General features: G+C 36.0%; 25 protein-coding genes and 1 pseudogene. 1 reads left to right on the top strand and 25 read right to left on the bottom strand.

Annotated elements, in window-relative coordinates:
• Nucleotides 1-114: 114 nt before the first annotated feature.
• Nucleotides 115-1,170, top strand: coding sequence for a M20 family metallopeptidase (locus tag V7654_RS06985; protein WP_335429495.1), 1,056 nt, complete (start codon nucleotides 115-117; stop codon nucleotides 1,168-1,170).
• Between the two features lie 36 nt (nucleotides 1,171-1,206).
• On the opposite strand, the gene V7654_RS06980 is transcribed toward V7654_RS06985, so the two are convergent.
• The 25 genes and pseudogenes from V7654_RS06980 to V7654_RS06860 form a co-directional block, all read right to left on the bottom strand.
• Nucleotides 1,207-2,376 (bottom strand): hypothetical protein, encoded by a 1,170-nt coding sequence (locus V7654_RS06980; protein ID WP_335429493.1) that lies wholly within the window; start codon nucleotides 2,374-2,376, stop codon nucleotides 1,207-1,209.
• Between the two features lie 142 nt (nucleotides 2,377-2,518).
• Nucleotides 2,519-3,703: an HD-GYP domain-containing protein gene (locus V7654_RS06975; protein WP_335429492.1), complete on the bottom strand. Its 1,185-nt coding sequence runs from the start codon at nucleotides 3,701-3,703 to the stop codon at nucleotides 2,519-2,521.
• Between the two features lie 236 nt (nucleotides 3,704-3,939).
• Complete coding sequence (locus V7654_RS06970) at nucleotides 3,940-5,166, bottom strand: ATP-binding protein (RefSeq protein WP_335429490.1); 1,227 nt, start codon at nucleotides 5,164-5,166, stop codon at nucleotides 3,940-3,942.
• A 193-nt stretch (nucleotides 5,167-5,359) separates the two neighbouring features.
• On the bottom strand, nucleotides 5,360-5,716 hold the full coding sequence (locus V7654_RS06965) for an SCP2 sterol-binding domain-containing protein (RefSeq protein WP_335429488.1): 357 nt from the start codon (nucleotides 5,714-5,716) through the stop codon (nucleotides 5,360-5,362).
• A gap of 179 nt (nucleotides 5,717-5,895) precedes the next feature.
• Nucleotides 5,896-6,687: an ABC transporter permease gene (locus V7654_RS06960; protein WP_335429486.1), complete on the bottom strand. Its 792-nt coding sequence runs from the start codon at nucleotides 6,685-6,687 to the stop codon at nucleotides 5,896-5,898.
• A gap of 10 nt (nucleotides 6,688-6,697) precedes the next feature.
• The gene (locus V7654_RS06955) at nucleotides 6,698-7,486 is read right to left on the bottom strand and encodes an ABC transporter permease (protein ID WP_335429484.1); all 789 of its coding nucleotides are present in this window, start codon (nucleotides 7,484-7,486) and stop codon (nucleotides 6,698-6,700) included.
• Nucleotides 7,461-8,486, bottom strand: a complete 1,026-nt coding sequence (locus V7654_RS06950) for an ABC transporter ATP-binding protein (protein WP_335429482.1) — start codon at nucleotides 8,484-8,486, stop codon at nucleotides 7,461-7,463. The genes V7654_RS06955 and V7654_RS06950 overlap by 26 nt, the downstream gene beginning before the upstream one ends.
• 408 nt (nucleotides 8,487-8,894) lie before the next feature.
• Nucleotides 8,895-10,106 (bottom strand): acyltransferase family protein, encoded by a 1,212-nt coding sequence (locus V7654_RS06945; protein WP_335429481.1) that lies wholly within the window; start codon nucleotides 10,104-10,106, stop codon nucleotides 8,895-8,897.
• Nucleotides 10,107-10,407: 301 nt separating this feature from the next.
• Entirely contained in the window at nucleotides 10,408-10,704 is a 297-nt protein-coding gene (locus tag V7654_RS06940; RefSeq protein WP_335429480.1) for a DUF5658 family protein, read from the bottom strand.
• 52 nt (nucleotides 10,705-10,756) lie between these two features.
• A complete protein-coding gene (locus tag V7654_RS06935; protein WP_335429478.1) occupies nucleotides 10,757-11,749 on the bottom strand; it encodes a nucleotidyltransferase family protein in 993 nt (330 codons plus the stop codon).
• 15 nt (nucleotides 11,750-11,764) lie between these two features.
• Nucleotides 11,765-13,582 carry an ABC transporter ATP-binding protein gene (locus tag V7654_RS06930; RefSeq protein WP_335429477.1) on the bottom strand — a complete coding sequence of 606 codons (1,818 nt, stop codon included), beginning with the start codon at nucleotides 13,580-13,582 and terminating at the stop codon, nucleotides 11,765-11,767.
• Nucleotides 13,546-14,031: a signal peptidase I gene (locus tag V7654_RS06925; protein ID WP_335429475.1), complete on the bottom strand. Its 486-nt coding sequence runs from the start codon at nucleotides 14,029-14,031 to the stop codon at nucleotides 13,546-13,548. The genes V7654_RS06930 and V7654_RS06925 overlap by 37 nt, the downstream gene beginning before the upstream one ends.
• Nucleotides 14,021-14,281 carry a PqqD family protein gene (locus V7654_RS06920; RefSeq protein ID WP_335429474.1) on the bottom strand — a complete coding sequence of 87 codons (261 nt, stop codon included), beginning with the start codon at nucleotides 14,279-14,281 and terminating at the stop codon, nucleotides 14,021-14,023. Before V7654_RS06920 ends, V7654_RS06925 begins: the two co-directional genes overlap by 11 nt.
• Nucleotides 14,281-15,066 carry a hypothetical protein gene (locus V7654_RS06915; protein ID WP_335429473.1) on the bottom strand — a complete coding sequence of 262 codons (786 nt, stop codon included), beginning with the start codon at nucleotides 15,064-15,066 and terminating at the stop codon, nucleotides 14,281-14,283. Before V7654_RS06915 ends, V7654_RS06920 begins: the two co-directional genes overlap by 1 nt.
• Before the next feature lie 46 nt (nucleotides 15,067-15,112).
• Entirely contained in the window at nucleotides 15,113-15,295 is a 183-nt protein-coding gene (locus tag V7654_RS06910) for a hypothetical protein (RefSeq protein WP_335429472.1), read from the bottom strand.
• 140 nt (nucleotides 15,296-15,435) lie between these two features.
• Nucleotides 15,436-15,885 (bottom strand): VanZ family protein, encoded by a 450-nt coding sequence (locus tag V7654_RS06905; protein WP_335429470.1) that lies wholly within the window; start codon nucleotides 15,883-15,885, stop codon nucleotides 15,436-15,438.
• Nucleotides 15,886-15,962: 77 nt separating this feature from the next.
• Nucleotides 15,963-16,682: pseudogene (locus V7654_RS06900) on the bottom strand (metallophosphoesterase family protein).
• Between the two features lie 17 nt (nucleotides 16,683-16,699).
• On the bottom strand, nucleotides 16,700-17,125 hold the full coding sequence (locus tag V7654_RS06895; protein WP_335429469.1) for an acyltransferase: 426 nt from the start codon (nucleotides 17,123-17,125) through the stop codon (nucleotides 16,700-16,702).
• 142 nt (nucleotides 17,126-17,267) lie between these two features.
• On the bottom strand, nucleotides 17,268-18,800 hold the full coding sequence (locus tag V7654_RS06890; RefSeq protein ID WP_335429468.1) for an oligosaccharide flippase family protein: 1,533 nt from the start codon (nucleotides 18,798-18,800) through the stop codon (nucleotides 17,268-17,270).
• A gap of 35 nt (nucleotides 18,801-18,835) precedes the next feature.
• Nucleotides 18,836-20,023 carry a glycosyltransferase gene (locus V7654_RS06885; protein ID WP_335429466.1) on the bottom strand — a complete coding sequence of 396 codons (1,188 nt, stop codon included), beginning with the start codon at nucleotides 20,021-20,023 and terminating at the stop codon, nucleotides 18,836-18,838.
• Entirely contained in the window at nucleotides 20,020-21,141 is a 1,122-nt protein-coding gene (locus V7654_RS06880) for a polysaccharide pyruvyl transferase family protein (RefSeq protein ID WP_335429463.1), read from the bottom strand. Before V7654_RS06880 ends, V7654_RS06885 begins: the two co-directional genes overlap by 4 nt.
• A 14-nt stretch (nucleotides 21,142-21,155) precedes the next feature.
• Nucleotides 21,156-22,340, bottom strand: a complete 1,185-nt coding sequence (locus V7654_RS06875; protein WP_335429462.1) for a glycosyltransferase — start codon at nucleotides 22,338-22,340, stop codon at nucleotides 21,156-21,158.
• Complete coding sequence (locus tag V7654_RS06870) at nucleotides 22,312-23,391, bottom strand: glycosyltransferase family 2 protein (RefSeq protein WP_335429461.1); 1,080 nt, start codon at nucleotides 23,389-23,391, stop codon at nucleotides 22,312-22,314. The genes V7654_RS06875 and V7654_RS06870 overlap by 29 nt, the downstream gene beginning before the upstream one ends.
• 10 nt (nucleotides 23,392-23,401) lie before the next feature.
• Nucleotides 23,402-24,142, bottom strand: coding sequence for a glycosyltransferase family 32 protein (locus tag V7654_RS06865; RefSeq protein WP_335429460.1), 741 nt, complete (start codon nucleotides 24,140-24,142; stop codon nucleotides 23,402-23,404).
• Nucleotide 24,143: 1 nt separating this feature from the next.
• On the bottom strand, nucleotides 24,144-24,491 hold the full coding sequence (locus tag V7654_RS06860; RefSeq protein WP_335429459.1) for a helix-turn-helix domain-containing protein: 348 nt from the start codon (nucleotides 24,489-24,491) through the stop codon (nucleotides 24,144-24,146).
• Nucleotides 24,492-24,510 lie beyond the last annotated feature (19 nt).

Raw genomic sequence — 24,510 nt, 5'->3', positions numbered from 1 at the left:
GCGAATTATATATTTTTGATTTTCCTCATAAAGTCCTACCATTTATTTATAAGGTTTAAAATAGTCTCTAGTGGTAATGTAGTGATAGAACCGTTTATGAGGAGTGTTAACACGATGAAAGAATTGTTAAAAGAATTGCTTCTGATTGACAGCTCCACCAAGGAGGGTGCCAATCAGGCGGTGGAATTTTGCAAACAGTGGCTTGTTGAGCATGAGTTACAACCTAATCTAATCGAAAATAACGGATATAAAATGCTAGTGTGCGAGATTGGCGCTGGGGAAACTACAATAGTCTTTAACGGACATGTTGATGTCGTCAGTGGTAAAAAGGATCAGTTCATCCCTGTTGAAAAAGATGGGCGTCTATATGCTCGAGGGGCAGCGGATATGAAGGCAGGCGTCGCAGCTATGATGGTCGCGATGAAGGAATTGAGAGATCGCAAGCTTGGAGTGAAGATCCAGCTTCAAATTGTTTCGGATGAAGAAATCGGCGGTTTTAATTGCTCGGGTTATTTAGTCGAAAATGGCTATCGTGGAGATTTTGTCATTTGCTCAGAGCCGACGCAGCTAGGGATTGCCCTACAGGCTAAAGGTGTCCTTAGACTTGAAGTGGAGATAAGCGGGAAATCCGCTCACGGAAGCCGGCCCTGGGAAGGCGAAAATGCGATTGTAAAGGCTTATAAGGTTTATGAAAAGCTCCTGGACCTGCCTTTTACAAAAGAAAACTCGGAGTTTTACCCTTTCCCTTCTGTTAACCTTGCCATCATCTCTGGTGGAGAGGTTTTTAATAAAGTACCAGACCGCTGCGTCATGTCCCTGGATATAAGGTATCTTCCCGGACAAAACCCGGATGTCATTATTCAGCAAATCAAAAATATCTCAGGCGGCGAAGTCCGTGTTGGACTCCATGGCATTCCGGTTGCAACAGAGAAGAATAATCGATTTATTACTCAGCTGAGACCTGTGCTGGAGAAGCATATTGGTGGAGAAGCCGTTCTGTTTGGCCAGCATGGGGCTGCCGATACCCAGCACTTCTCTGCTCATGGAATTCCTGCAATTGAATTTGGCCCTAGCGGGGGAAACTGGCATGGGGACGAGGAGTTTGTGGAGCTTGAGTCGATTGAGACTTATAAGGATATTTTGATTGATTATGTGGAGAATCTTAGTTAATACAAAAGACAGCCCTCCGGCTGTCTTTTTAACTGCTTAACGATATTTTTTTGACCATGAGTAAATCAGCAAGCCAGCAACCAGGACAATTTGCAGCAAAAAGACAACCGAATCCCAAAAACTCAGGCTATTGATCGGTTCTGTTAGACCAGGCAACATAAATTCCTTCATCGCAAATATCATTTGCGGGACGTAGTATTTAGCAGCAATAGCTATAGTTAGGAGGACGCCGGTCAGATAGAAAATAGCATAGCCGCGAACAACCTTTTCTTCTCCTGCAAAGGTTTCTGTATGGCTGACTTTAAGGAATGGCAGCCATTTCCTCAGAAAGTTCCGTCCATTTTCCATCAAGTTATAACAGCCGGTCCAGTTTTCAAAAACATAATATAAATCCGTTTTCATAAACACCGCTGCCTGGTACACCAGGCGGATGAAAGTATCCAATACTACTAATTTTAACAGCCCTGTCAGGATTGATTCTTCACTTGTGAAAAACTGCGCTGTTATAGCTATGAACAATACGACCATATCAAAATACATACCAGCAAGGTACAGCTTGTTTCGCTTTTCCGCAGGCAGTTTCCACACCTGCGACATGTCCGTTTCAAGGACAACAAAGAACAGCCGATGCCCCAATTCAATCCTCGCAGGCAAACCCTCCGACCTGACCGCCAGAACATGCCCGAATTCATGAAGCAAAACAAGAAGGAATGTAACGATCAGCCACGCTGCAACGTTTTCAATCATGAGGTCGAAGACAAATAGATCTTTGTATTGTGGGAATAAATTTGGATTTATGATTAACAAACCAACACTAGCCATAAGCAAACCCAAATAGAGTTTCACACTAATTTTATTAAAGAAAAATCTGCCGACACCTGAAGGAATCCAAGTATAACCAGTATCATACTTTGGCTCAATATTTCTAGTGATTTCAACCCCATCAATCTCACTAACCAAATCAAGTTCTAGAAGCTGATTAACGAAGTCGAGGATGTCGATTTCTTCCTCTGGGTATGTAGCCTTAAGGTGATTCTCAATCGTTTCAAGAGAGATGGATTGATTGATCAGCTCAATTGCATCTATGCAGGGTTTGGGCATTTCGTAGAATTCGCCTGTTTCTGAATCTTCAACAATGAAGTTAAGTTTACCTTTATGAACCGCTACTGGCCATAGGACAACTCTAGTTTTATATGAAAGAACCAAACTATCACCCTATTTATGAGATAAATTAAAGGGATGCTTCATTTTCGGCATCCCTCCCAAAATTAATATGGTAAAAATGCACACCACCAGCAAGTTGTTTTGACTTTTCTTAACCTGCGAATTTTCATGATGTCACCTCCTCTCAACAAATTTTGTTTTGAACAGGAGAATCCTTAGACCATTCATATCTCACATGATAAGTAATCCATTCAGGGAATACTTTCTTGAATTCCCCAACTAGTTCCGGGTCAAATTGCGTACCTTGTCCTTCTAAAATTCGTTTATATGCCTCTTCAACCGGCATCGCCGAGCGATAGGATCGAGAGGATGTCATGGCATCAAATGCATCTGCAATTGAAACAATACGTGCTAAATAAGGTATTTCCATTTCCTTTAGTTGCTCTGGGTACCCTTTTCCATCCCATCTTTCATGATGCGACTTAATTACATCTATACTTTCTCCAAGCCCATTAACTTTAATAATTGCTTCTGCTCCTACCTCAGGGTGGGTTTTAATAATTTCGTATTCTTCCTTTGATAATTTACCAGGTTTCATTAATATGGAATCTGGTATACTGACTTTCCCGATATCATGTAATAAACAGGCGTATGTAAAAGATCTAAGTTCTTCAGTAGTAAACTTACCCGTGGATGCTGCCAATGAGTTAGCGTAAAATGCTACCCTTTCACTATGGCCTTTCGTATATGGATCCTTCAATTCAATAGTTGCAATAACTCCTTTTACAATTCCTGAAAGTTGTTTATCATAGGATGTTTTAATGGCTTCTACATATCCTTGAAATCTTTTCAATATAAAAAAACCTAAGATTGATAAAATTGCTATTACAGCAATAGGAAACAATACTTCTGTAGTTTGTAATAAAAAACCAATAAATGAATATTTAATAATCGTTCCTATTGACACAGTCCAGAAGAAAAATGAATTAACAAAGATTGGAGCAAAAAGTATTAGGAAAACTTCTACAATATTACCGTTTTTATATTCAAGACTAGTTCCATAATAAGTAAAGGAATCATTTAAAATAGTTAAAATTGAATAACTGATGAAGAAAAAGTACTTTACGAAAAAGAGATAACCTTTTTTAACGAGCATCATAACTATTGGGAATAAGAGTAAAATTAAAAAATAGTAGTAGTATCTATGTTGCCCTGGTGATGCAACAGATTGTTGCGTGACATAGGTGGGAAAAATATAGTAATAAAAAACATCGAAAGAAAAAAGTAAAACATAAAATAATGTTAACAGCCATTTTACAGCTCTTTTTTCCTCGTGGTTTAAAGATTGATCTTGGATAAGAGTTTGCATTTCAATACCTCGATTTCTTTCGATTACATAGCAGCCGTTTACCTTCATATCGCCCAAAAGAAAATTGGTTTAATAGTTTTAATTTAAATTAAAATAAAATAATCCTTTTTAACTAGTTTATTTCGTCATTTATCGACATTTTTCTTAATTATAAACCAAAAGGACTATTCAAAGAATAGTCCTTTTGGTTTATTTGGTAATAAATATTTCATTATTATTTAGTACACATTTTCCCTCTATACTGATAAAGGTAGAGATATAGTAATAACAGTCCCTTTCCCAAGCTCACTTTCTATATTGAAAACTCCATTATGCTCTTCAATAATTTTTTTAGTAACCATCAAACCTAGCCCAGTGCCATTTTGCTTGGTTGTATAGAAAGGTTCTCCGAGCTTAGCTAGCTTGTCCGTCTCGATTCCACATCCCTCATCTATTATTGAAACCTCAACAAAACCGATTTTGGTTTCAGAACGTATGATTACTGTCCCTGCCCCGGGCATCGCTTCGATAGCATTCTTAATGAGATTAATAAAAACCTGCTTCAATTGATTTTGATCACACAAAAGAACGCAAGCATCACTTACATCAAGTTGGATATTTATATCTTTTCTTTGAGCGTGAGGCTCCATTATTTTTATAACATATTGAATAATGTCCAACAAATTACTTGGGCTCTTTAATGCTGTATTGGGCTTTCCCAGGATTAAAAGGTCTGTAACGATTGCATTAATCCTGTCGATTTCATTAAGCATGATTGGATAATATTGATCATCGCCTTTATCTTTCTCCTGCTGCAACTGAGTGAAACCTTTCAAAGAAGATAACGGATTTTTTATCTCATGTGCAATAGCAGTTGCCATTTGCCCAATAATAGCTAGTTTATCTTTTTGCCTCATATCCTCATTAATCTCATTGATGGCATTTACATAGGATTGAAAACGAGTTAACAAAATCCAAGCAATCACTGCAATAAAAAATATTAATCCTAAGGCAAAAAGTACTTTAGCCGATTGGAAAATTAGGCCGGTGATTAAGTACTTAAAGAAAAATCCAAGGGTAATAACCCAAAAGAAACGCTTATTCACAAAAATTGGTGAGAATAATATAAAATAAACTTCTAATATATGACCACTGTTAAATTCCTTATTAGTACCCCAGTAAATCATAATATTGTTTATAATATCCAAGAGAACGAAAGAAAAGAAATACATGTATTTTATTTTTTCGGGCATTCCTTTGTTAACCATATAAATGGCCACCGGTAGTAGAGAAAAAAGAAGAAAGTGAAAGAAAAATCCCATTCCGCCTGAAGGCAATCCGGTTGTCTCATGATTAAAATGTGGAAAGATATAATAGTAGGCCAAGTCATAAGGTAATAAAATTATATAAAAAGTCCATAAAAAAAACTTAACAGCTTTTACTTCCTCATAAATCAAGGCTGTATTTCTTTTGAATTGCTTCATTCATAATCTCCTTAAGTAAAATAGTAACATTTTTTTCTAAGCCTTATTATATCAGGGTGTGTCATATTTTGTTACTATTTGTCATAAAATGAAAAGTTTTTTCAATAGAAGTTCTTTATAGATTCATAGAAATTTTTTATGCCATACAAAATAAAACAATGTACCAGGTCCTTAATGGCCTGATCCATTGTTTTTATACCGTTTCACTCATATTATATTCATTAAGAACACCATCAAGCTTCAACGCAAGTCCCATGCTTCCCTGGACCCTCAGCTTCCCTGTCATGAAGGCTGCGGTTCCGTTCAGCTTGCCCATAATCATCTTCTTGAAGTTTTTATCTGAGAGTCTTAGGGTGCAATCTGCAGATTCCGTTGATCCTTCTACTACCCTTGTAGAGCCATCCTCAATTATCAGCTGAAAAGTGCCACTGTCCTCACCAGTGATTTCATACTGATAAATTACATTTAATCTGCGAATTGGCTCCGGATTATCTTTCATAACCCGTTCAATCGCCTGCCACACTTCCCTAACCGATTTACTTTCCAACATCCAGAACACCCCTATCAAACTCAGAATATATCTACATCATATCTATTAGAAAATCCAACATCAATCCGATATAAGCCGTATTTATATCTAGAACCCGACAAACAAAGGGTCAGCTTTAACACCGTAAAGGAGTGGGGGTCTGACCCCCGGCGCGGTGGTGTGCTAAAGCACTCCCTTTTCTAGCTGCCTGTGCTGGCGAAGGCTTTTAGGCCTTTGTTCCAGAAGGCGTAGGCGATGACGCAGCAGACGATGGCTGCGACTGGTGTCCATAGGGCGAATTCTTTGTAGCCTGATTTATCGATGAAATAGGCTGCTGGATAAAATGCGGTAAATCCGTATGGGATGATCCATGTAAGGAACATACGGATACCTTTGTGATAGATTGTCAGCGGGTATCTCGCAAAGTCACTCATGTTGAACACTGCCCAAACAATTGGCAGGCTGTCGATCATCCAAAAGCTGAATGTAGCGAAGAACAAGTTGATTGCTACAAATATCAGACCTGATGAAATGATCATCACAACGAGCATCACAATTTCTGCAGCTCCCCAAACTAGGTCAAGCTGTGGTATGGCTGTGCCCAGAATGATCAACCCGATAATCAGCTGGCCGAATCCATCCTGGTGCAGGCGGTCTGCCACAACATGGAATAATGGATTCACCGGCCTAATCAGCAGGCGGTCGAGCTTCCCTGGCCGGATATACTGCCAGCCCAGAGTCCATAAATTATCGAAGAAAATCTGGTGAATCGAACGCCCGGTTGCCGCGATTCCGTAGATGAACAGAATTTCGTAAAAGTTCCATCCATTGATCTGCTCAATGTGGTCAAAGACTACTTTTACAAAAAAGATAGAAGCGAACTGCTCGAGCATGACGGAGGCGACACCAATCAAAAAGTCGATCCGGTACTCCATCATCACCTTCATATGGCTCTTCGCAAATTCCCAATATAATCTCGTATAACGACGCATAAAATCCCTCCTAACCTCCAAAAATCGTAATCTGCTTAATTGCCTGTGACCAGATTACTCTTACTAAAACGTATAACGAAACTAGCCAGAAACATTGGATTCCCAGTGCAATATAAGCATCAGTTCCTGTGATCATCCCTGTATATATCGAAACAGGCAGATACACCATCGCCTGGAACGGTAGAAATTCAGTTATCGTACGCAGCCAGTCCGGGAATAATGTGATTGGCACGAGTGCCCCTGAGAAAAACGTGATCAACGATTCCTTCAGCACACGAACTCCCCACACATTGACCGTCCAGAACGCAAGCACCCCAACAAGGAAATCAAAAAATGTCCCAATCCAAATACCAGCAAGCGCACTGAGCACAAATAAAATGATTGTCTCCGGCGATTTAGGGAACGATAGATCCATAAAGAAATAGGCAATCAAAATCATCGGGATCGTTCCCTGAATTAAGTACATAATTTTACTGCCTACATCGACCGCAAACATCTTAAAAATCATATCGTAAGGACGCATCAATTCAATGGCAACCTGGCCGTCCTTAATATTTTCTGCAAGTTCATTTCCAACACCGCCGACAAATCCTTGCAGCAGCATCGCAATGACGATATATGTCACCATCGTTTCTAAATTTATGTTTTCAATCGTGGACTGGTTCGCGTAAACCGCCTGCCAAAAGAAGTAAATGATCAGCAGCCGCATCACAGATGACAGCGTACCGGCCCAGTACCAGGCCGAATAGGCAGTACTCTCCTGCATTCTTCCCTTAGCTATTTGCCAATACTTCCTCATGCTTTCCCCCCTGTTCCTGCTTGTTGTAAAGTTCCTCAACAATCGTCTCAATCTTAGGATCGGCAATATTCAAATCACCAATTTCATATACACTCATCATTTCGGAAATGACAAACGAGCTTTTCACCGTTTCATGGTCGAATGAAAGGCTGACCTTCGTTTCTTCTTCAGTCGGTAAAATGGAAGCCACTCCTTCGAGTGTTGCTGGCAGTACAAATTTTTCTGCATAAGCCAGTTCAAAATGAATGACCCGCTTTTGCCCGAACTGCTTTTTAATCTCATCCAGTCCGCCATCATACAAAATAGTGCCGCCGTCAATGATGATGATCCTGTCGCAGATTTCCTCAATGTCCTGCATGTCATGTGTAGTCAACAGCACTGTTGTGCCCCAGCGCTGATTCATTTCTTTAATAAACTTACGGATTTTCACTTTTACCGCAATATCAAGCCCAATTGTCGGCTCATCCAGATAGACAACGGACGGCCTGTGAAGAAAAGCCGCAGCCAGTTCACAGCGCATTTTTTGCCCAAGAGAAAGCTGTCTTACTGGGATGCCGAGCAACGGCTCAAGGTTCAATACCTCTGTGAACATCCCAATCGTTTCCTGATACTCATGTTCCGGAATCTCGTAAATATGCTTCAGTAGATTGTAAGATTCTCGGACCGGAATATCCCAGAACAGCTGCGTCCGCTGTCCAAAGACCGCTCCAATGTTTATTGCGTTTTTCTGACGGTTTTCGTAGGGAACAAGACCATTCACCGTCACCTTGCCTGATGTCGGTGTCAGAATTCCCGTAAGCATTTTGATTGTTGTTGACTTCCCAGCACCATTCGCACCAATATAGCCAACCGTCTCACCCTGCTCGATGGAGAAATTAATCCCCTTCACCGCATGCTTCGTTTCATACTTCCTGTTAAAAAGCGACTTGATCGCTCCTTTAAGTCCAGGATCCCGTTTAACTAACTTGTATTCCTTTTTCAAATTTTCAACCGTAATCATCTATTTAATCATTCCCTTCATCCTAGAACATACATTCGATTTTTAGGCACAAAAAAACCACAGACATGCAGTCTGTGGTTGACGCAGCTATTTTACATAATAAGCTTAACTACACACAATACAGGCAGGCCGAAGGTGAAACATATGAAATTGTTTGAGCTTTTACAATAATGTCAATCATCTCGACTGCCTCCTTTGATTAAGTACTTTCATATTGTAACTGAATAAGAAAATAATGGCAATATATTTCTCGATATGTTTCGGGGCAATATCTCTGCCCCGAATATACGTCCGTTAATTTTTAATCTATTGTTGCTCTTCGTTGTTGTAGGCTTACAGCTAAAATCACCTACAGATCGGTTATTAATGAACTGTTTTATAATATGCTTAAAATAATTTCAAATAAATTTAAATAATTTCCTTACTGACCACTTTTTCACTTCTAGGAATAATAAAAGCCCTTTTTCTACCTAAGAAAAGACTTCGAACTTTATGAGTTTGTCCCTCTGTAATCTTGGAAAACAAATAAGCAATAAAACAAATTAAAATAACCAGAAGTATTTCAATTAAAACAGAGGTGAAACTTGGTTGTAAACCAGTGAAACCCTTATGTGCACTCCAATAATAAACTGTGTTGATGATTGGATAATGTATCAAATAGAGACTAAAAGAAAATCCTGCAAGCAGTTTCGCAACCTTCCCCAACCGTTTATAATCTACATGCTTAATCTTGTCTGAAACAATATGCAGCATAGTATAAATAAAGAAACCAAAAGCTAATCCTATCAATAAATCTACTACTAACAAATCTTCTGTCCATTGATTCGTAAATAACCTTCCTGTCATAATAAGAGGGCGAATAGGAATAATAATCAATAGCATGCCAATTGCTAAAAAGGGTGTAAATCTATTTATTAAGTAACTTTTTCTAGGTACAAGAAGCACACAAGTACCTACTAACCACACAGCAAAATATGAATCCATACGAGAGTTCATTATCGATATAAACAGTACAATGCTTAAGAAATAAATAATTTTTATCTTCAAATTACGTTTTGTGAATAAAAATAGAAACAAGGCAGGAAATAACATATAATACCAAAACTCATAATTAAGACTCCATAACGGTGCATTAGACCCGTAAACGCCAACGAAAATATTTTGTAGGTAAAATACATTTCCTATAAAGTTCAATAGGTTTTCCGAACCAGAATTATATCCTTTGTATCCGAAGTAATTTACTGAAATACTATCTAAAACAAATGTAAGGATCAAGGCAGGTATTAGTACAACATATAATCTTGATAACCGGTTAACCAGATATGACTTCCATGACCACTTATTTTCTTTAATAGCTTTTAAGACTGATCTGGAAATAAACAATCCACTCAGAACAAAGAATATTATTACAGAAGGTCCACCTAAAATATTTAATAGATACAAGACTATCACAAATATGTTTTGGTGTTCAACATTACCATACCCTACAAATAACCTTGAGCTTAAGTGTTCCATTACCACGAGAACTGCAGATATTCCCCTTATTAAATCTAAATAAATCGAGACATTACCTTCTAATAAATCATTTGCTTTAGAAAAATTTAATAATAATCTTTTCAAACGCTCTCCCCTACCTTTTAGAATAATTCAGCACAACCTTAATTGTTCTATATATAATTTTAACATGTTCTTTAATGAGAACAAATGATTTTTTTATTCATGCCTAATATTTCTTTGCTAATACAGGTGGCTATTACTTTGGATAACTAAAGGATTTAGAGAGAATAGTTTCACTTCGAGGGGGAAATAAAAGATTAGGAAATTATAATCCTGTTAAATGGGATATTTATTATGGAAATAGGTAAAAAAAGTGAACTTTTCGAGGAGAATATTAGAGGAGAAGAATTTAGCCCCCGGCTGTTCAGATTAACTGAATCAGCCAGAAGCCATGGAGACCAAATACTAAGGTATAACATATGGAAGCAAACAGCGTGAGAGTCTTTACTATCAAAGATTCCGGCACTTTTTTATAAAAGATAAACATCAATAAAGCAAGAGATAGACTAAGCTTAATCACTATAAAATGGCTCAGGTCCAGAGAATATAATCTCTCCATCAGCGGATTTGCCTCTGTTATGAGCGAGTTTTCGATTCCGACCACGGTCAGGAATGCATCGGCAAGATTGAGGAGGGATAAATAATAGAATAACAGGACCAAATGGATCACCTTCCTTTTAATATTACTTTCCCTTTCCCCTGGTCTGGTCATACTATTTCTTTGCTGGAAGGATGGTTGACAGGATTTCCTTAACAATATGACCAGATAAATCGTAGCTAAAATATTGGTAGTCGATATAATCGGCGTATTTTTTGTAAAAAGAATTCCCATCCTTCTTTTCGCTTAAATATAAATATTGCTTATTCGCTTTAAATGGAAAAGGCTTTATTTTATCCAAAAACGGGAACTCCTGATAGACTGCTGTAAGTGTTCGGATTATTCTTCTTTGAGTTTTATGAGCCTTAGCTGTTTCCATTAATTTAGCAAAATCTAGTTCATCTTTAAAAAAATGAATTAAATGGATAATATCCAAATAGTATTTATAGGAGTCGAGGTTGTGCCGCCAGCCGTGAAGGACAATCATGTAAAACACATGAAAACTGCTCAACTCTTTGATGAAACTCGTTTTCCCATAGGGTTTGGCTTCGCTCCAAAAATCCTTAATATTAAAATTGGCAGTTGACTCCTTCAGCAAATCCCAATGCAGTTCAACAACCAAAGGAATTTCCGATCCAGGCAGCTTCTTACTGTAGCTGCAATGAAAATGGCCTGGGATTTTCTCCTCTTCTGTTGTGAAACCAAGCTGCTTGATCATATCTATAGCCTGCTCAAGATCACGGTACTTGATCAGCAGATCGATATCCGAAGTCCTACGGGCACCAATATTTCCAAAATACGATTCAGCAAGACAAACTCCTTTAAGCGGAATGACTTCTAAACCATACTCTTCAAATGAATGAAGAATCTGAGTCATCTGGTGTTTTACAAATAAGTTAAGCTGCAGCGTTTGAAGGTAGTGCTTTTTCAAATATAGATAGAAATCGTCTGTTACTTCACCGAGCATTCCTTGTTCTTTTAACAAATGGTAGATCTGAGGTGCAATGGAAACGAAATCCTTATTATCTATGAGTTTTTTATAATAGTATTCATCAATAGGCAAAGCCGTTTCTTTCAAGTACAGTGCTTCCAGCAATTGATTTGGCATTCCTCAAAACTCCAATCACTTTGATACAACATATAAATGTTCTGCTTTTTTTGGCTTGATGGTATTCAAATTCCTGTATAAGCCATCCTCTGCAATCAGTTGTTCATGGGTACCTGTCTGAACAATTTCCCCTTCATCCAGAACGACAATTACGTCAGCATTCTGAATTGTGGATAACCTGTGGGCAATTACGATGGTCGTTTTGCCTTTCATCAAATGCTCGAGCGCTTGTTTCACCATGGATTCCGTACTGCTATCCAATGCAGAAGTCGCTTCGTCCAGCAAAAGGATCGGCGCATCCTTTAAAATAGCCCTGGCAATCGCGATTCGCTGCTTCTGCCCGCCAGATAATTTAATCCCTCGTTCGCCAATCTCAGAATCATATCCTTCAGGCAGCCCGATAATAAAATCATGAATGCACGCCTGCTTTGCCGCTTCGATCATTTCAAGCTCTGTAATCCCTGGCCGGGCCATTAACAGATTGTCTCGGATGCTTCCTGCAAACAAGAATGTTTCCTGAGGAACATGGGCAATCGCGCTTCTTAATTCTGATAGCGTCATTTCACCTGATGACAATCCATCTATTAAAATCTCTCCCGACTGCGGCTGATAGAAACCTTGCAGCAGGTTGAACAACGTCGTTTTTCCTGCTCCGCTTGGTCCAACTAAAGCAATCATTTTGCCAGGAGGTATTGGCAAATTTAAGTTAGAAAAAATCGTTTTGTTTTCATCGTAACTAAAGGTTACATTATTAAATTCGATTGATTTTACGTTCGATTTTACAGGCGAGAAGGTTGACAGTTCAGTTGAGACTAAAGGCTTTTCGAACAAATTAATCATTCTCTCAATCGCCGTTATCGACCTTTGAAAGCCGGCCCACTGCCCCGCGAGACCAGTCAAAGGGTTGACAAGGTAACCTACTAAATTTGTAAAAATCAGCAAAGAACCGATTGTCATTTCTTTTTCATAGACAAAATACGCACCAAGTGAAAGGCAGGTCAGAAAAACGACAGAACTGATTAGATATCCTCCTGAATAATACCAGCCCTGAAGCTTGGCATTTTCAAGCTCTAATTTAAAATAGTCATCATTTTGTCCCGAGAATTTTTCAAAAATCTTCTTTTCGAGTGTGAAGGAGCGGATGACTTGAAAACCCTGGAACGTCTCATTCAACGTGTTGTTAATATCGGCAATTAAACGGTGAAGCTTCCGACCATTGCGCTTCAGAAGCAAACCAAAACCAGCGCCAGCCATAATCGCAATTGGTGCAATCAGAACGCTGATCATACATAAAACCCAATTAATTTGAAATAGATAGATGAGGACCGCAATATAGGTGACTGGCAGTCGGATTAAACTAATCAAACTGCTTCCCGTAACTCCATCGATACTATGAATATCGTTGGTAAAATACGAAAGAAGGTCGCCAGAACGAATGTTAGAGGCATCGCCTGCTCTCAGGCGGAGTATATGCTTGAATAAATGCTCCTTCAAATCCTTTTTCAGACCGTTGGAGGCAATCGTTTCAAAATATATATCACAGAAGTTTGAAATGATATTCAGGATGGTAAGCCCAATCCCAATCGGAATCAGCTTTTTCAGTTCAGCGAAATCCCCGCGTATCGCCGCATCGGTAATATTCCCGAAAAACCAGGCAAAAGCCAGCGTAAAAAAGATATCGAACCCTAATAAAAAAAGGAGTACCGAATACGCCTTCCAATGCTTTAGAAAAAATGGTTTCAGCATTGAAAAGGTCTTGCGGATATCCTTCATTGAAAAATACTGGTTAGCTGTGGTTAATAGCTGGTAAATTTTCGCCATAGGGTGCTCCATAAATTATGATTTTTCAAGTTCAAATACTTTCTCAGCATCCCCGACAGGAATGGCAAAGACAGGATGAGCTTTCCCCAGAGTTTCGCTGTGGAGCGCTCAATAGATAATTCACGGTCTTTCTTTTTAATAGAAGAAAGCTTTCCAATCAGCTTCCCTTCCTTAACGGGAACGTCGCAGCCTAGATTGGAATCCCCTTTTAAAATATAGTGGAGGCTGCCATCAATCATTTGCCTATGTAAAAATCGGTGGGCAATCAGCTGGCCGTGCTCGGTATGGAATAAAACAATGTCTCCTTTTTCCAAAGAGTCAGGACTGGATAGAACGAACCTACAGACATCCCCTCTCTGGATTAAAGGAAACATGCTATTCCCTTGTGCCGGCAGCTCAAGAAACCCATCCTTTTCAACTGCACTTTTCAAAAAACGGATCGTTGCCTCGTCAAATAGCATGGTCAATCAGCCCACACTTCATTAAATCGGATAAAAACTTATCAATAGATGTTTTTTCACAAGTGGAACCATATTCCTGATCAATCGCCTCGCTGAGAGAATCCACAGTTTGAGCTTCACGAAGCTTCAGCCAACAAAAGCCGCCAAGATCATTCAGTCTCGTGACCGTAAATTGATCAGTATCCAGAATGATCCACTCATCCTCTATATGGGTCGCCTCAAAGCTACTTTTTTGAATAAAATGGACCATTATGAAATCAGCTCCCAAAATGTAGGATCTTTACGGAAATGCAGTTCATACGCCGGGACCTTTTCCACCAGCGTCCGCAATAACCCCATGATTCGCTGGGTTTCTGTCGAGTCATGGTGCCAGTAAAAAACTTTATCCATCAGTGATAATAGGGCTTCTGGTTTGCGCAGCTTTTCTCGTCTATTTCGGTCTGCCTGATACAGAAGATGGATGCCTGCTAAGGGACAAGGTTGTTGATAAGCTGTGTATTGTAGCTCACTACGGAAAGGTGAATCGAACACTGTCACTTCATCTTGCGTGATTTTTACTATTGTTGCTTCATCTGATAGTAATTCACGCGGTTGGGACAGCTTTGCAGCAGTGGATTTGCCTGCACCTGATTGGCCTGCAAAGATATGAGCTCTGCCATTCTCGATTGCGCAGGATGAATGAATCAATAAACCCCAGTTGTGGTGGACGATGTAGGAACTGTAGAGATTCATTAGTGCATGCTTTAAGGCCAGTTCGTCGTGAACTTGAATTGTGGCTGATGTGTAGTCCGGGGTGGATTCTATTAGGTAGTCTGATCTTTGGAAGGTGATTTTGTCTTCTTGTTTTTTTATTGATACGTGGTAGCTGGTAAAAGGAGAATCCCAATTATCTAAAATATCTACTCTTATAATCTTATCAACATTCTGCTGATATTCAGATAAAAAAAACTTTTCAACATAACTAAGAATCCTTTCAGACCGGCAACAAATCTCAATTACATGTTCAGCTATCGATAGTGATAAATATTTTTTCATTACAGACTCCAAAATAAGTGATTTTTATTTAGACGTTATTAGTTTATTATGGTTTATTTTTATGATCCTTCTTATCTGGATAAGGTTCATGAGGGTATTTATCTCCATCACTTTTTCCGGGATCACCTGATACCGGTCCATGGCCTTTGTTCCAACTTTGTGAAGTTTCAAACTGAATAGGCTGATGGCTTAACACGGTTGGACGTCTATTAACATTTTTCTCTTTCATCTATTATCCCTCTCTCGTTCATTATATAGAACAACAAAACCAAAATAATAGTGCATTCAATGCACAATTCAAACTACTATTCCCTTTGAATTATAAAGTACCCACCGTTCTTTTTAAAGAATATTTATTCGACAAATATTTTATCGCGACACTTTATTCACACTTCTTAACCATTGTCCTACTCGTGAATTCTTTTTATAGAAATAGCTGCGGTTTATTACCCACCAGAAGGCAAACACACCGATGCTATCCTTCAAAAGATCAATAACTGAAAATGACCGAAAAGGTACATATAGCTGATGTATTTCATCGACTATGCCGTAAGATAGCGCTATGATTGCGGCGATGACTTCTTGCCATCTCCTTAGTGTTCCAAAGCTTAGAAAGACTAGTATGATAAACAAGTATAAGAGCCCAAACTGAAATAGGTGGGCAAATTCCAGGCTTGCTCCTATTAGTAAATATACAGTCTTGTTGAAAGTGCTTGATATGGGAGATAAACTTTCTGGATTGAAGAGACTTGATTGGATCCACACAAAACTCATGTAGCTTAGTGTAAGAAATATAAGAAATCCTCTTTTAAGCAGCATAATATATCCTACCTTTGTATTATAAAGAAAGACAACCATCTAGAGCCTTTAACAATATTAAACTCATAATCAATTTGTTAAACCTTTGCATTTCGTAATAGATTAATCATTAACTCCTTATTGGGATAATCGGATAATTGAAATTGTTTTATTACCTTCTCCATGTCATAATTAACTCTAATTATCGAGGTTTGAACATTATTGTAATCGTCGATTTCAACTATTACATAAGCAGCTTTATTACTACGGTCAAAAGGAAGTCCGACACTCCCTGTATTAATTATGCATTTACCATCTATAAATCTTATATAAGATTTATGGATATGAGCATATACATAGATTTCTGCTTCTTCAATCATCATATTCTTTAAAATATTGTATTCTGTTTCATTGGGTGATACTACTTCAAACAAACTATGCGGTGTAGCATGATAAGCATGGATTTTGAGACCTTCAATCTCAATATTTAGTTACTGAGGTAAATTTTTAAGATAATTAATACTTTCATCATCCAACTTCGCTAATGTCCATTCACGTTCTTTATTCATTATTTATAATACATGTTCAGGCACTTCACCATGTTGAACCCCTTTGACAATCCATTCATCTGCATTTCCTTTAATTACTTCAGTATTAAGCTCTTTAACTAACTCCAAGGCACGTTTAGGTTCAGGCCCTCTGTAACATAAATCACCCAATATTACTACTCTATCAACTTTTCTATGTTTGATATCTTCTAAAACAGCATCTAGTGCTTTGGCATTTCCATGTATGTCCGATAAAAAAGCAATTCTCATAACTGATTGCTCCATTTCTACGAAAAATTAACTAACTCAATATCTTTGGAACCAACAAATAAAGATTTCACTTCTTTTGCCGGAACTCCTGCGTAAAGAGTATTTGGTTTACAATCTTTATTAACCACCGAACCTGCTGCTATTACACAACCATCACCGAGGATAACTCCAGGTAGTATAGTAGATCTGGCACCAATCCAGCACCTTTTCCCAATTATAACTGGCTTTCTGTCTGATACTCCTGCTCTGTTTCTTGGTTCACCAATTTTATGACTTGGTGTGCATATTAATACATCAAAAGCAATTGCAGCATTCTCTTTGATTATTACTGATTCCCAGCTGTCTATAAAAACGTTGTGATTAAGAAAGGCCCCCTTTTCTATTACTATACTTTTACCACGAAATGTACATCGAGCCCTTATATTACTCGTTTTTGTTCTCATTCCAGATAGTCTATAAAAATAGAACCTAGAATCCTAGGAGTTAAAAAGGACCTAGCCAACAGTGTTCCAGATAAAAATGAAAATAACACCTTTAACTTTGATATCAATTGCTCTTCTCCTCATACAGATAATTTATACCCAACTATATACTTGTTCCTTGGAGCCGTTTTTTCAAGTAATGATTTATCGGTAAAATAAATAGATTTTTTTCATACCTATTCATCGCAGTACTCCACATTAACAGCAGGAACCCTAATGTAAACAAAGCTATTTTGATAAAGAATAGTAACCATGAATTTGCTAAAACAAACTCATTCACTGTTAATCCAAATAATAGGCTTATGGCAAAAGGGAAACTCATTAAAATGATATTCTTCCAAAATCTAGGGATATCAATCTGGATTACTTTCCAATAATAGATATTGATTATTAAAATGTTTCCTATAAAAAATGCAATAGCGGTTCCAATTGCTGCACCAAGAGCCCCCCACCACTGGACAAAGAGAATACTCAAAAATACATTTCCAACGGCAACAGTTGCATTTATGAATGTCTTAAATCTTTGCATATTTTTTGCTTGTAAAATAACACCACCCATCCCTTGAATTAAGGTAACAATCATTGGAACGAGGATTATTAGGGCTATAAAATAAGAATGCTCATATTCCGTTCCAATCCATAAATTTATAAATTCCTTCCCAAAAATAATGAATCCAGTTAATGCAAGAGAGAGAATAATGTATTGAACTCTGCCAACGCGAATAAACAAATTCGAAAGTTCTTCAACCGAAGCCTCTTTCGTTGTCATTCTAGTAACTTTACTTAAAAAAACATTAGATATTGCCGAAGCAAATCCTGAAAAATAGCCTGTAAACATCGTTCCGATGGCATAAATTGAAATAGCCACTGTCCCACTGTATATCCCCAAAATAACTTGATCCGTTGTATCATAGAGCTTGCTAATAATTAGGTTTACAAAAATATAGGATGAAAAAACGATAACTTCTTTTAATAATGGACCCTCAATCTTTTTAAACTTTATCTTTATCTTTAGGATTCTAAAGCAATACAACGCATTAAAAAGAATGGTAACAAGATTTATTATTGTGGTTAGTATCACCATTGCTATAGTGCCGTAACCCATTAATAACAAGGGCAACATTATTAGAGGACTAATAATCGACCCTAATATTACAATTAATTTTTGAAAAATAAATTTTTCATGTGCTAATACAATTACACTAAATAATCCTAAACCTATACCTAAAGATAAATTTAAAGTAACTATCAACATTAATATTTTTAGTTTATTTAGTTCATAACCCGATAGGGAATTTGTAAAGATACTACCAGAATTAAAAGTAAGTATTGATCCCGCCAGTATCGCTATTACACCTAGAACGGCATACATTATAAAAAACATTCCATAAATTTTCGAACAACTTTCTTCATCATTTAACGCTTTATACTTGGCTGTATATCTAATAACTGCATTACCTAATCCGAAATTCAAAACTCCAATATAGCCTGTCGCGGAATTAGCTAAGCTATATAAACCATATTCAGACTGCCCCAGCAGATTTAACATTATAGGGGTATATAGTATGGATATTACACTATTAGTAAGCAATACGACATAAGAAAGTAGTGCTCCAGCTTTAAGTTGATTTATCACATTCATAACCTTCCAGCATATATTTTGTCATGGTCTTAAATAATCTCTAATATTTTTTCTCTACCTAAAATATTCCCCTTAATTTCTCGTTGTAAATTATCCACAAAGGTCTTTTGTAATGTTTGGTCATCAATTATAGTTTTAATAGCTTCAAACAATGAGTGTTCATTTATATCAACAATTAATCCAGTTTCTCCATTTTTAATTTGTTCCTTTACACCATTCACATTAGTAGCAACTATAGGTTTAAATAAACTCTTTGCTTCTAATAATGTAATACAATAGCCTTCATATCTAGAAGGCTGAACATATATATCACATTGAGACATATATGTATACGGATTTGAGTATGCGCCTAATAATTTAAAATGTTGTTTAATATTCAATTCATCGATTAATCTATTTAATTCAAATTCCGCCCCCCCTTCACCGATGCAGTACCATCTAACGTTATAACCTTCAGAGATTAATTTTGACATTGCTTTTATGGCTAAATCGTGACCTTTTTCTGGTGAAAGCCGCCCCACTGATAATATTCTTATCCCATTAAAATCGTCTGTAAAACCTATTCCATCTTTAGCTTGCTCCTGCACTTTGTGTGATGAAACCAAATTATGAAATACTTCAGTTTTTTCTTCCAAAAACGGTATTTTATTAACTAATTTAGAGTTTGCCTCTTTGGAAACCGAGTAAATATTATCGAATTCAGTATATATTTTTGATGCAAAATCCATATTAAAACCAATTTTTGTAATATCAAAATGAACCCATTGTATCCTTTTTTTAGCGTTAACTTTTCTTAAAATAAAAAAGCTTATGAAGTCCATTGGGCCTGCATAAGCTACTGCAACATCGTATTCATTTTGATTAATAGGGTAATGCCGTAATAACGAAGCAAAAAGCAAACTCCTCTCCTTACTGATTGAGGTAACTAGAAATAAAATAAGATAATAGAATGCTTGAAATAGTTTCCATTGCTTAAGAAAATTCATAACCACTGTTTTTGGGGGGTTATTAAGAATATCTTTCATTTTTGAATAACCATTTACATATTCTACTTTAACCCGATTAGGAATAGAATTTAAAAACCCTCCATAGGGTTCCAGCATCAAAATTGTAATATCGTACTGCTCCTCTGGCATTACATCAATCATATTTAATAAAGCTTTTTCTGTTCCGCCTACATTCATGTTTATTACCATAAATAGTATCTTTTTTTTCATACTATCCCTCTATATCCGGTTTCATTTTTGGTAAATTCTTTCAATCTAGTAAATTGTTTCTCTGCATTTTTAATAATGTCACCAATGTTTATCACTTTTTGATCTAAATTACTAAGAACACTTTCATCGTATTGAAGTTCCAGATTATCCATTTTGACATTACAATTATTGAAATTAATATCTCTTAACATATTACTAGTCTTTGAACTGTAAATTATCGGCAATAATTTGATCCCTAATAATAGTGAGAGTATATTTGCGTGAAATCTTGCAGCTATAAACAAATTAAAAGAAGCTATTAAGTTAATAGCTTCTTTTAAATTCCCGTCATAGTTGTATATAGTTACGCATCTTGAAATATTAGGATGTAATCTATCCAAAATAGTATATATAATATCAAGATCTCCCTCTTTTTCACAGAATGACATCAATGAACAATTATAACCTTTATTAACTAAAAGTGTTATAGACTTTACTGTACTATTTATATACTCCTCATAGTAATTAGATAAACCATGTTTATGTCTAACATCTATTATTGAAAATCCAACATGGTTTTCCACTGTTTTGTCCTTATATTTTGTTAAATCCACTTGAAAGATTATATCAGGTGCATATCGAACCTGTTTGAGATCCTTAAATAATTCATAAGAATATAAATCCCTAAAGCATACGTCTGTACAAAGCTGAAATAGGTTTCTGTAGTCATTAATAAAGGCCTCAGTTTTTACCGGTCCAAAATTCGCACCCAGTATATAAACTGGTTTATTACTTTTCTTGAATTCCATAATCAATTTCAGCCTATCGTTATACAAAGGTTTATGATACTCTTCCTCTCTAAATATGGAGCCCCCAATAAATAATAAGGCATCATGTTCTTTCGCTACTTCATTATAGTTTGTTATCGAATCTGTTAATTTTAATCTCTGCCCAAGTTTATTAATAATATTATATTTTCTCTTTTTTACATTCGGATAATTCTTAAGAAATTTATCATAATGCGATCCCAAATAATTAATAGTAAAATCGCATTCAGGAAACTGTTTTGCAATTGTATCTAAGAATAAATCATCACCAAGGTTAAACTGCAGATAAATTTCAACAAAAATTTTTTTCATATCTAGTTCCATCCTTATAATTCAACTATATTATGAAAGTTTTTAATTTGGTCCACCGAATTGTACGGAAGTTCTAATTTGAGTCTACTTAACACCTTTTGTTTGTAATTGAAATCATCTATGAATTTTTTTATTCCATTATAAATAGACTCAGCATCGTGTTGCACTATTAATCCATCTTTATTATGACTAATAATTTCATTTGCTGTAGGGAAATTTGTACATACTATAGGTTTCTTTAAAATCTTTGCTTCACATACAGTCAATCCAAAACCTTCTTTAATAGATGTCTGAACGTATATGTCACAATTTTTCATATAGGGATACGGATTAAGCTTTTTCCCAAGTAAAACTATATGTTCGTTCAAGTCATACGAAGATATTAACTTTTCCAAAGTTTTTCTCTCTGGCCCTTCCCCGATAATAAACCATTTAAATTTATAATTACTATTTTTTAATAGCTTGGCAACTTCAATTGCTAAATCATAAGATTTTACTGGTACTAGCCTACCAACAGTTAAAATGTTTATTTGACCTTCACTAAATTCATTTACTTGAATTTCTTCGGCCATTCTTTCTATCATTTTAGGATTTACCACATCTAAAATAATTTGAATCTTATTTAAGTATTCAGATTTAACATTAGTAATTGAGTCCTTGGTATTTTGAGAAACAGCAACAATTGAATCGATTTTTTTGTATGATTCATAATCTAAATCTTTATTATATTGAGTCTTTTCATAATCTGTATTTATCCATGCGATTTTCTTATAGGCTGTTACCTTATTTGCAACAAAGTAGGTAGGCATTCCTTGACTGTATGCAATTGCGACATCATAAATATTAGTAAGAGGAGAAATAATGTTATATATACTTTTAAAGACCACCTGTTCTGTATGTAAAGGTATTTTCTTACAACTATTTATTCTTAATAAAAACGAAGTTTTTATTTTTGGATAGAGTAATTTTATTTTTTCATTTTTATAATTCCTTCCTTTTGTAACATAACAAAAATAATTCGGTACAGGTAAAATATTCACTTGCTGTGGCAAATAGGGGACTAGGTCCCCACCGTTACTAAACATTAACAAATCAACATCGAATTTTTTATAATCTAATAAATTCAACAGCGAAACGAGACTCTTTTCTGCTCCACCTATGTTTAATGAATCAATTACGAAGAGTAGTTTTCGTTTCATAAGATATCCACCCATTTAAAAGATTTTTTTTAAATTTAATAATTTTATTCAAACTAAAACTATAAAATATACCTAATTTAAAGTTTTGTCTTTTTATTAACATAATTAATGGCTTATAAATGATCTTTTGGGTTCTAAAACTCTCTATGTGCATTTGTATTACTTGATTGTTATAAATTCTTTTTATGTTTTGTACGGGTATATCCAATCCTGTTTTATCTAAATTTATACTTTCTCCAATTACAAGTTGTAATAATGTTTCTTGCATTCGCTTGTTAATTATCCCAGTTATTTTTTCATCACTTAATTTAATTTCTGTTAGTATTTTTTCTATTCTAGAACAAACGTTTATGTAATTTTCTAGATAATGAATAGATACATTTGAACTAATACTATTCTGGTTAAGTCTATTATATTTATAAAGAAATTCATTAATCATACTAAAGGATTCACAATGCGAAGCGTATCTAAGTACGAACACTAAATCCTCTGACATATATAAATCTTTATCTAACTGAAGATTGTGTTTTATGATGATTTCTTTCTTAAAAATTTTACTCCAAAGTACTCCACCTGTTCCCTGGCACACCATTTCCGCAAAATCATGAACAGATGTTTGTTCACCAATTTCAAAGTCTATATGTTTTTTTATTCCATATTCTGATAAATCAATATACCCACTACAAACTAAATCAGATTTTGAAATATAAATTTTCACTAAAAGGGATTCAATATAATGTTGTTCAATTGTATCGTCTGCATCAATAAATACTAAATATTCACCACTAGCAAACTTAATACCAGCATTCCTGGCTTCAGCAGGACCCCTATTAGATTGCGATAAGTACTTTATTCTTTTATCTTTCAAATAATTTTCAATTATCTTTTCGCTATTATCTGTTGATCCATCATTAATAATTATTATTTCAAGGTTTTTATAGGATTGTTGTAACACACTTTCTAAACAATCAGATATAAATTCTGCAGAATTATAGACTGGTATAATTACTGTAACCTTAGGTAATTTAGTCTCTTTTTCGTGACAGCGCAAATTTTTTCACCTAATTCCTTGATACAACTTTTCTTAGTTTTGCGACATTCTCTCCTCCAATTAGCTTTGCAGCTATGGATTTCAAGTTACTCTTCAATCTAATTTTCGGAGATAACCAACTCTTATAAAAATGATGCATGGCATAAGTGTTTTCAGAAATAAAATTTCTACAATTAATATAGTCGTACGGAGAGAAATAGGTTTGAGGGTAAAAAGCCGCTAAGCCAGCGAACTCTTGATACTCTCCATTCATAACCAATCCTTGCTTCATTAAAATATCCGTTACAATTGCTACATTCGTAAGATCATCATAGCTACCATCTTTTTTAATAAAATTTTTGCCTCTATATGAATCTAAGAAAATCTCTACGAGTGGATTTCCTTTTGCTGCTCCAATCGTGCTAGTGGCGATATAATTTTCTTGTTCAAAACCCCAAAACGACTCATGATGCAGTAAATCATTAAAGCTTTTAAAGACTTCCACGTCTGTATCCAGGTAAATTCCGCCATATCGATATAACCCATAAACTCTTGCATAATCGCTAACAAAAGCGTATTTCCCAGCTTGGTACGCTTCTTTCACATAATCGTTCGCATTATTATCAAAAGTGTCTTCATTCCATTCAACAAATTGATAATCATGCAAATGTTGTTTCCAGCTATTCATACATCTATGAACGATTTCGGGCTTTTCTCCTTTTCCAAACCAACAGTAATGGATGATTTTAGGAATTTCTTGTTTTTTGGCCATTTTACTTTTTGACTCCTACATTTTTATTCTGCCATTTAATAAACTCAATTAGCTGCTTATACTCTTGAATATTATCCTTTTTAATCCCTGTCTTTTTCAGCTCTTCTACAAATTCGTAAAGTTCTTTGTCCTGGAGTCCCTTTTCTGTACTATGACCATTTATCAACAATGCTTTAAGGTCAACATCTAATACATCCGATATCTTCTCGAGGATCTGAATGGAGGGATTTTTATGTACATCCCGCTCTATATTGCTTAAATACGACTTGGAAATCCCGGATCGATCAGATAGTTCAGAAAGGCTCAACCCCTTTCTCCTTCTAAGTTCAGCTAAATTTTTTCCAATCATTTAGGTTACCTCATTATCC

Source organism: Bacillus sp. JJ1609, assembly GCF_036967045.1.
GTDB lineage: Bacteria > Bacillota > Bacilli > Bacillales > Cytobacillaceae > Mesobacillus.
This window is presented reverse-complemented; position numbering and strand designations above follow the sequence as displayed.

What these genes read in the sequence shown, in the direction of transcription:
- V7654_RS06985 (WP_335429495.1), top strand. Translation starts at nt 115, where the DNA reads ATGAAAGAATTGTTAAAAGAATTGCTTCTGATTGACAGCTCCACCAAG.
- V7654_RS06975 (WP_335429492.1), bottom strand. Translation starts at nt 3,703, where the DNA reads ATGCAAACTCTTATCCAAGATCAATCTTTAAACCACGAGGAAAAAAGA.
- V7654_RS06970 (WP_335429490.1), bottom strand. Translation starts at nt 5,166, where the DNA reads ATGAAGCAATTCAAAAGAAATACAGCCTTGATTTATGAGGAAGTAAAA.
- V7654_RS06965 (WP_335429488.1), bottom strand. Translation starts at nt 5,716, where the DNA reads ATGTTGGAAAGTAAATCGGTTAGGGAAGTGTGGCAGGCGATTGAACGG.
- V7654_RS06960 (WP_335429486.1), bottom strand. Translation starts at nt 6,687, where the DNA reads ATGCGTCGTTATACGAGATTATATTGGGAATTTGCGAAGAGCCATATG.
- V7654_RS06955 (WP_335429484.1), bottom strand. Translation starts at nt 7,486, where the DNA reads ATGAGGAAGTATTGGCAAATAGCTAAGGGAAGAATGCAGGAGAGTACT.
- V7654_RS06950 (WP_335429482.1), bottom strand. Translation starts at nt 8,486, where the DNA reads ATGATTACGGTTGAAAATTTGAAAAAGGAATACAAGTTAGTTAAACGG.
- V7654_RS06935 (WP_335429478.1), bottom strand. Translation starts at nt 11,749, where the DNA reads ATGCCAAATCAATTGCTGGAAGCACTGTACTTGAAAGAAACGGCTTTG.
- V7654_RS06930 (WP_335429477.1), bottom strand. Translation starts at nt 13,582, where the DNA reads ATGGAGCACCCTATGGCGAAAATTTACCAGCTATTAACCACAGCTAAC.
- V7654_RS06925 (WP_335429475.1), bottom strand. Translation starts at nt 14,031, where the DNA reads ATGCTATTTGACGAGGCAACGATCCGTTTTTTGAAAAGTGCAGTTGAA.
- V7654_RS06920 (WP_335429474.1), bottom strand. Translation starts at nt 14,281, where the DNA reads ATGGTCCATTTTATTCAAAAAAGTAGCTTTGAGGCGACCCATATAGAG.
- V7654_RS06915 (WP_335429473.1), bottom strand. Translation starts at nt 15,066, where the DNA reads ATGAAAAAATATTTATCACTATCGATAGCTGAACATGTAATTGAGATT.
- V7654_RS06910 (WP_335429472.1), bottom strand. Translation starts at nt 15,295, where the DNA reads ATGAAAGAGAAAAATGTTAATAGACGTCCAACCGTGTTAAGCCATCAG.
- V7654_RS06905 (WP_335429470.1), bottom strand. Translation starts at nt 15,885, where the DNA reads ATGCTGCTTAAAAGAGGATTTCTTATATTTCTTACACTAAGCTACATG.
- V7654_RS06895 (WP_335429469.1), bottom strand. Translation starts at nt 17,125, where the DNA reads ATGAGAACAAAAACGAGTAATATAAGGGCTCGATGTACATTTCGTGGT.
- V7654_RS06885 (WP_335429466.1), bottom strand. Translation starts at nt 20,023, where the DNA reads ATGAAAAAAAAGATACTATTTATGGTAATAAACATGAATGTAGGCGGA.
- V7654_RS06880 (WP_335429463.1), bottom strand. Translation starts at nt 21,141, where the DNA reads ATGAAAAAAATTTTTGTTGAAATTTATCTGCAGTTTAACCTTGGTGAT.
- V7654_RS06875 (WP_335429462.1), bottom strand. Translation starts at nt 22,340, where the DNA reads ATGAAACGAAAACTACTCTTCGTAATTGATTCATTAAACATAGGTGGA.
- V7654_RS06865 (WP_335429460.1), bottom strand. Translation starts at nt 24,142, where the DNA reads ATGGCCAAAAAACAAGAAATTCCTAAAATCATCCATTACTGTTGGTTT.
- V7654_RS06860 (WP_335429459.1), bottom strand. Translation starts at nt 24,491, where the DNA reads ATGATTGGAAAAAATTTAGCTGAACTTAGAAGGAGAAAGGGGTTGAGC.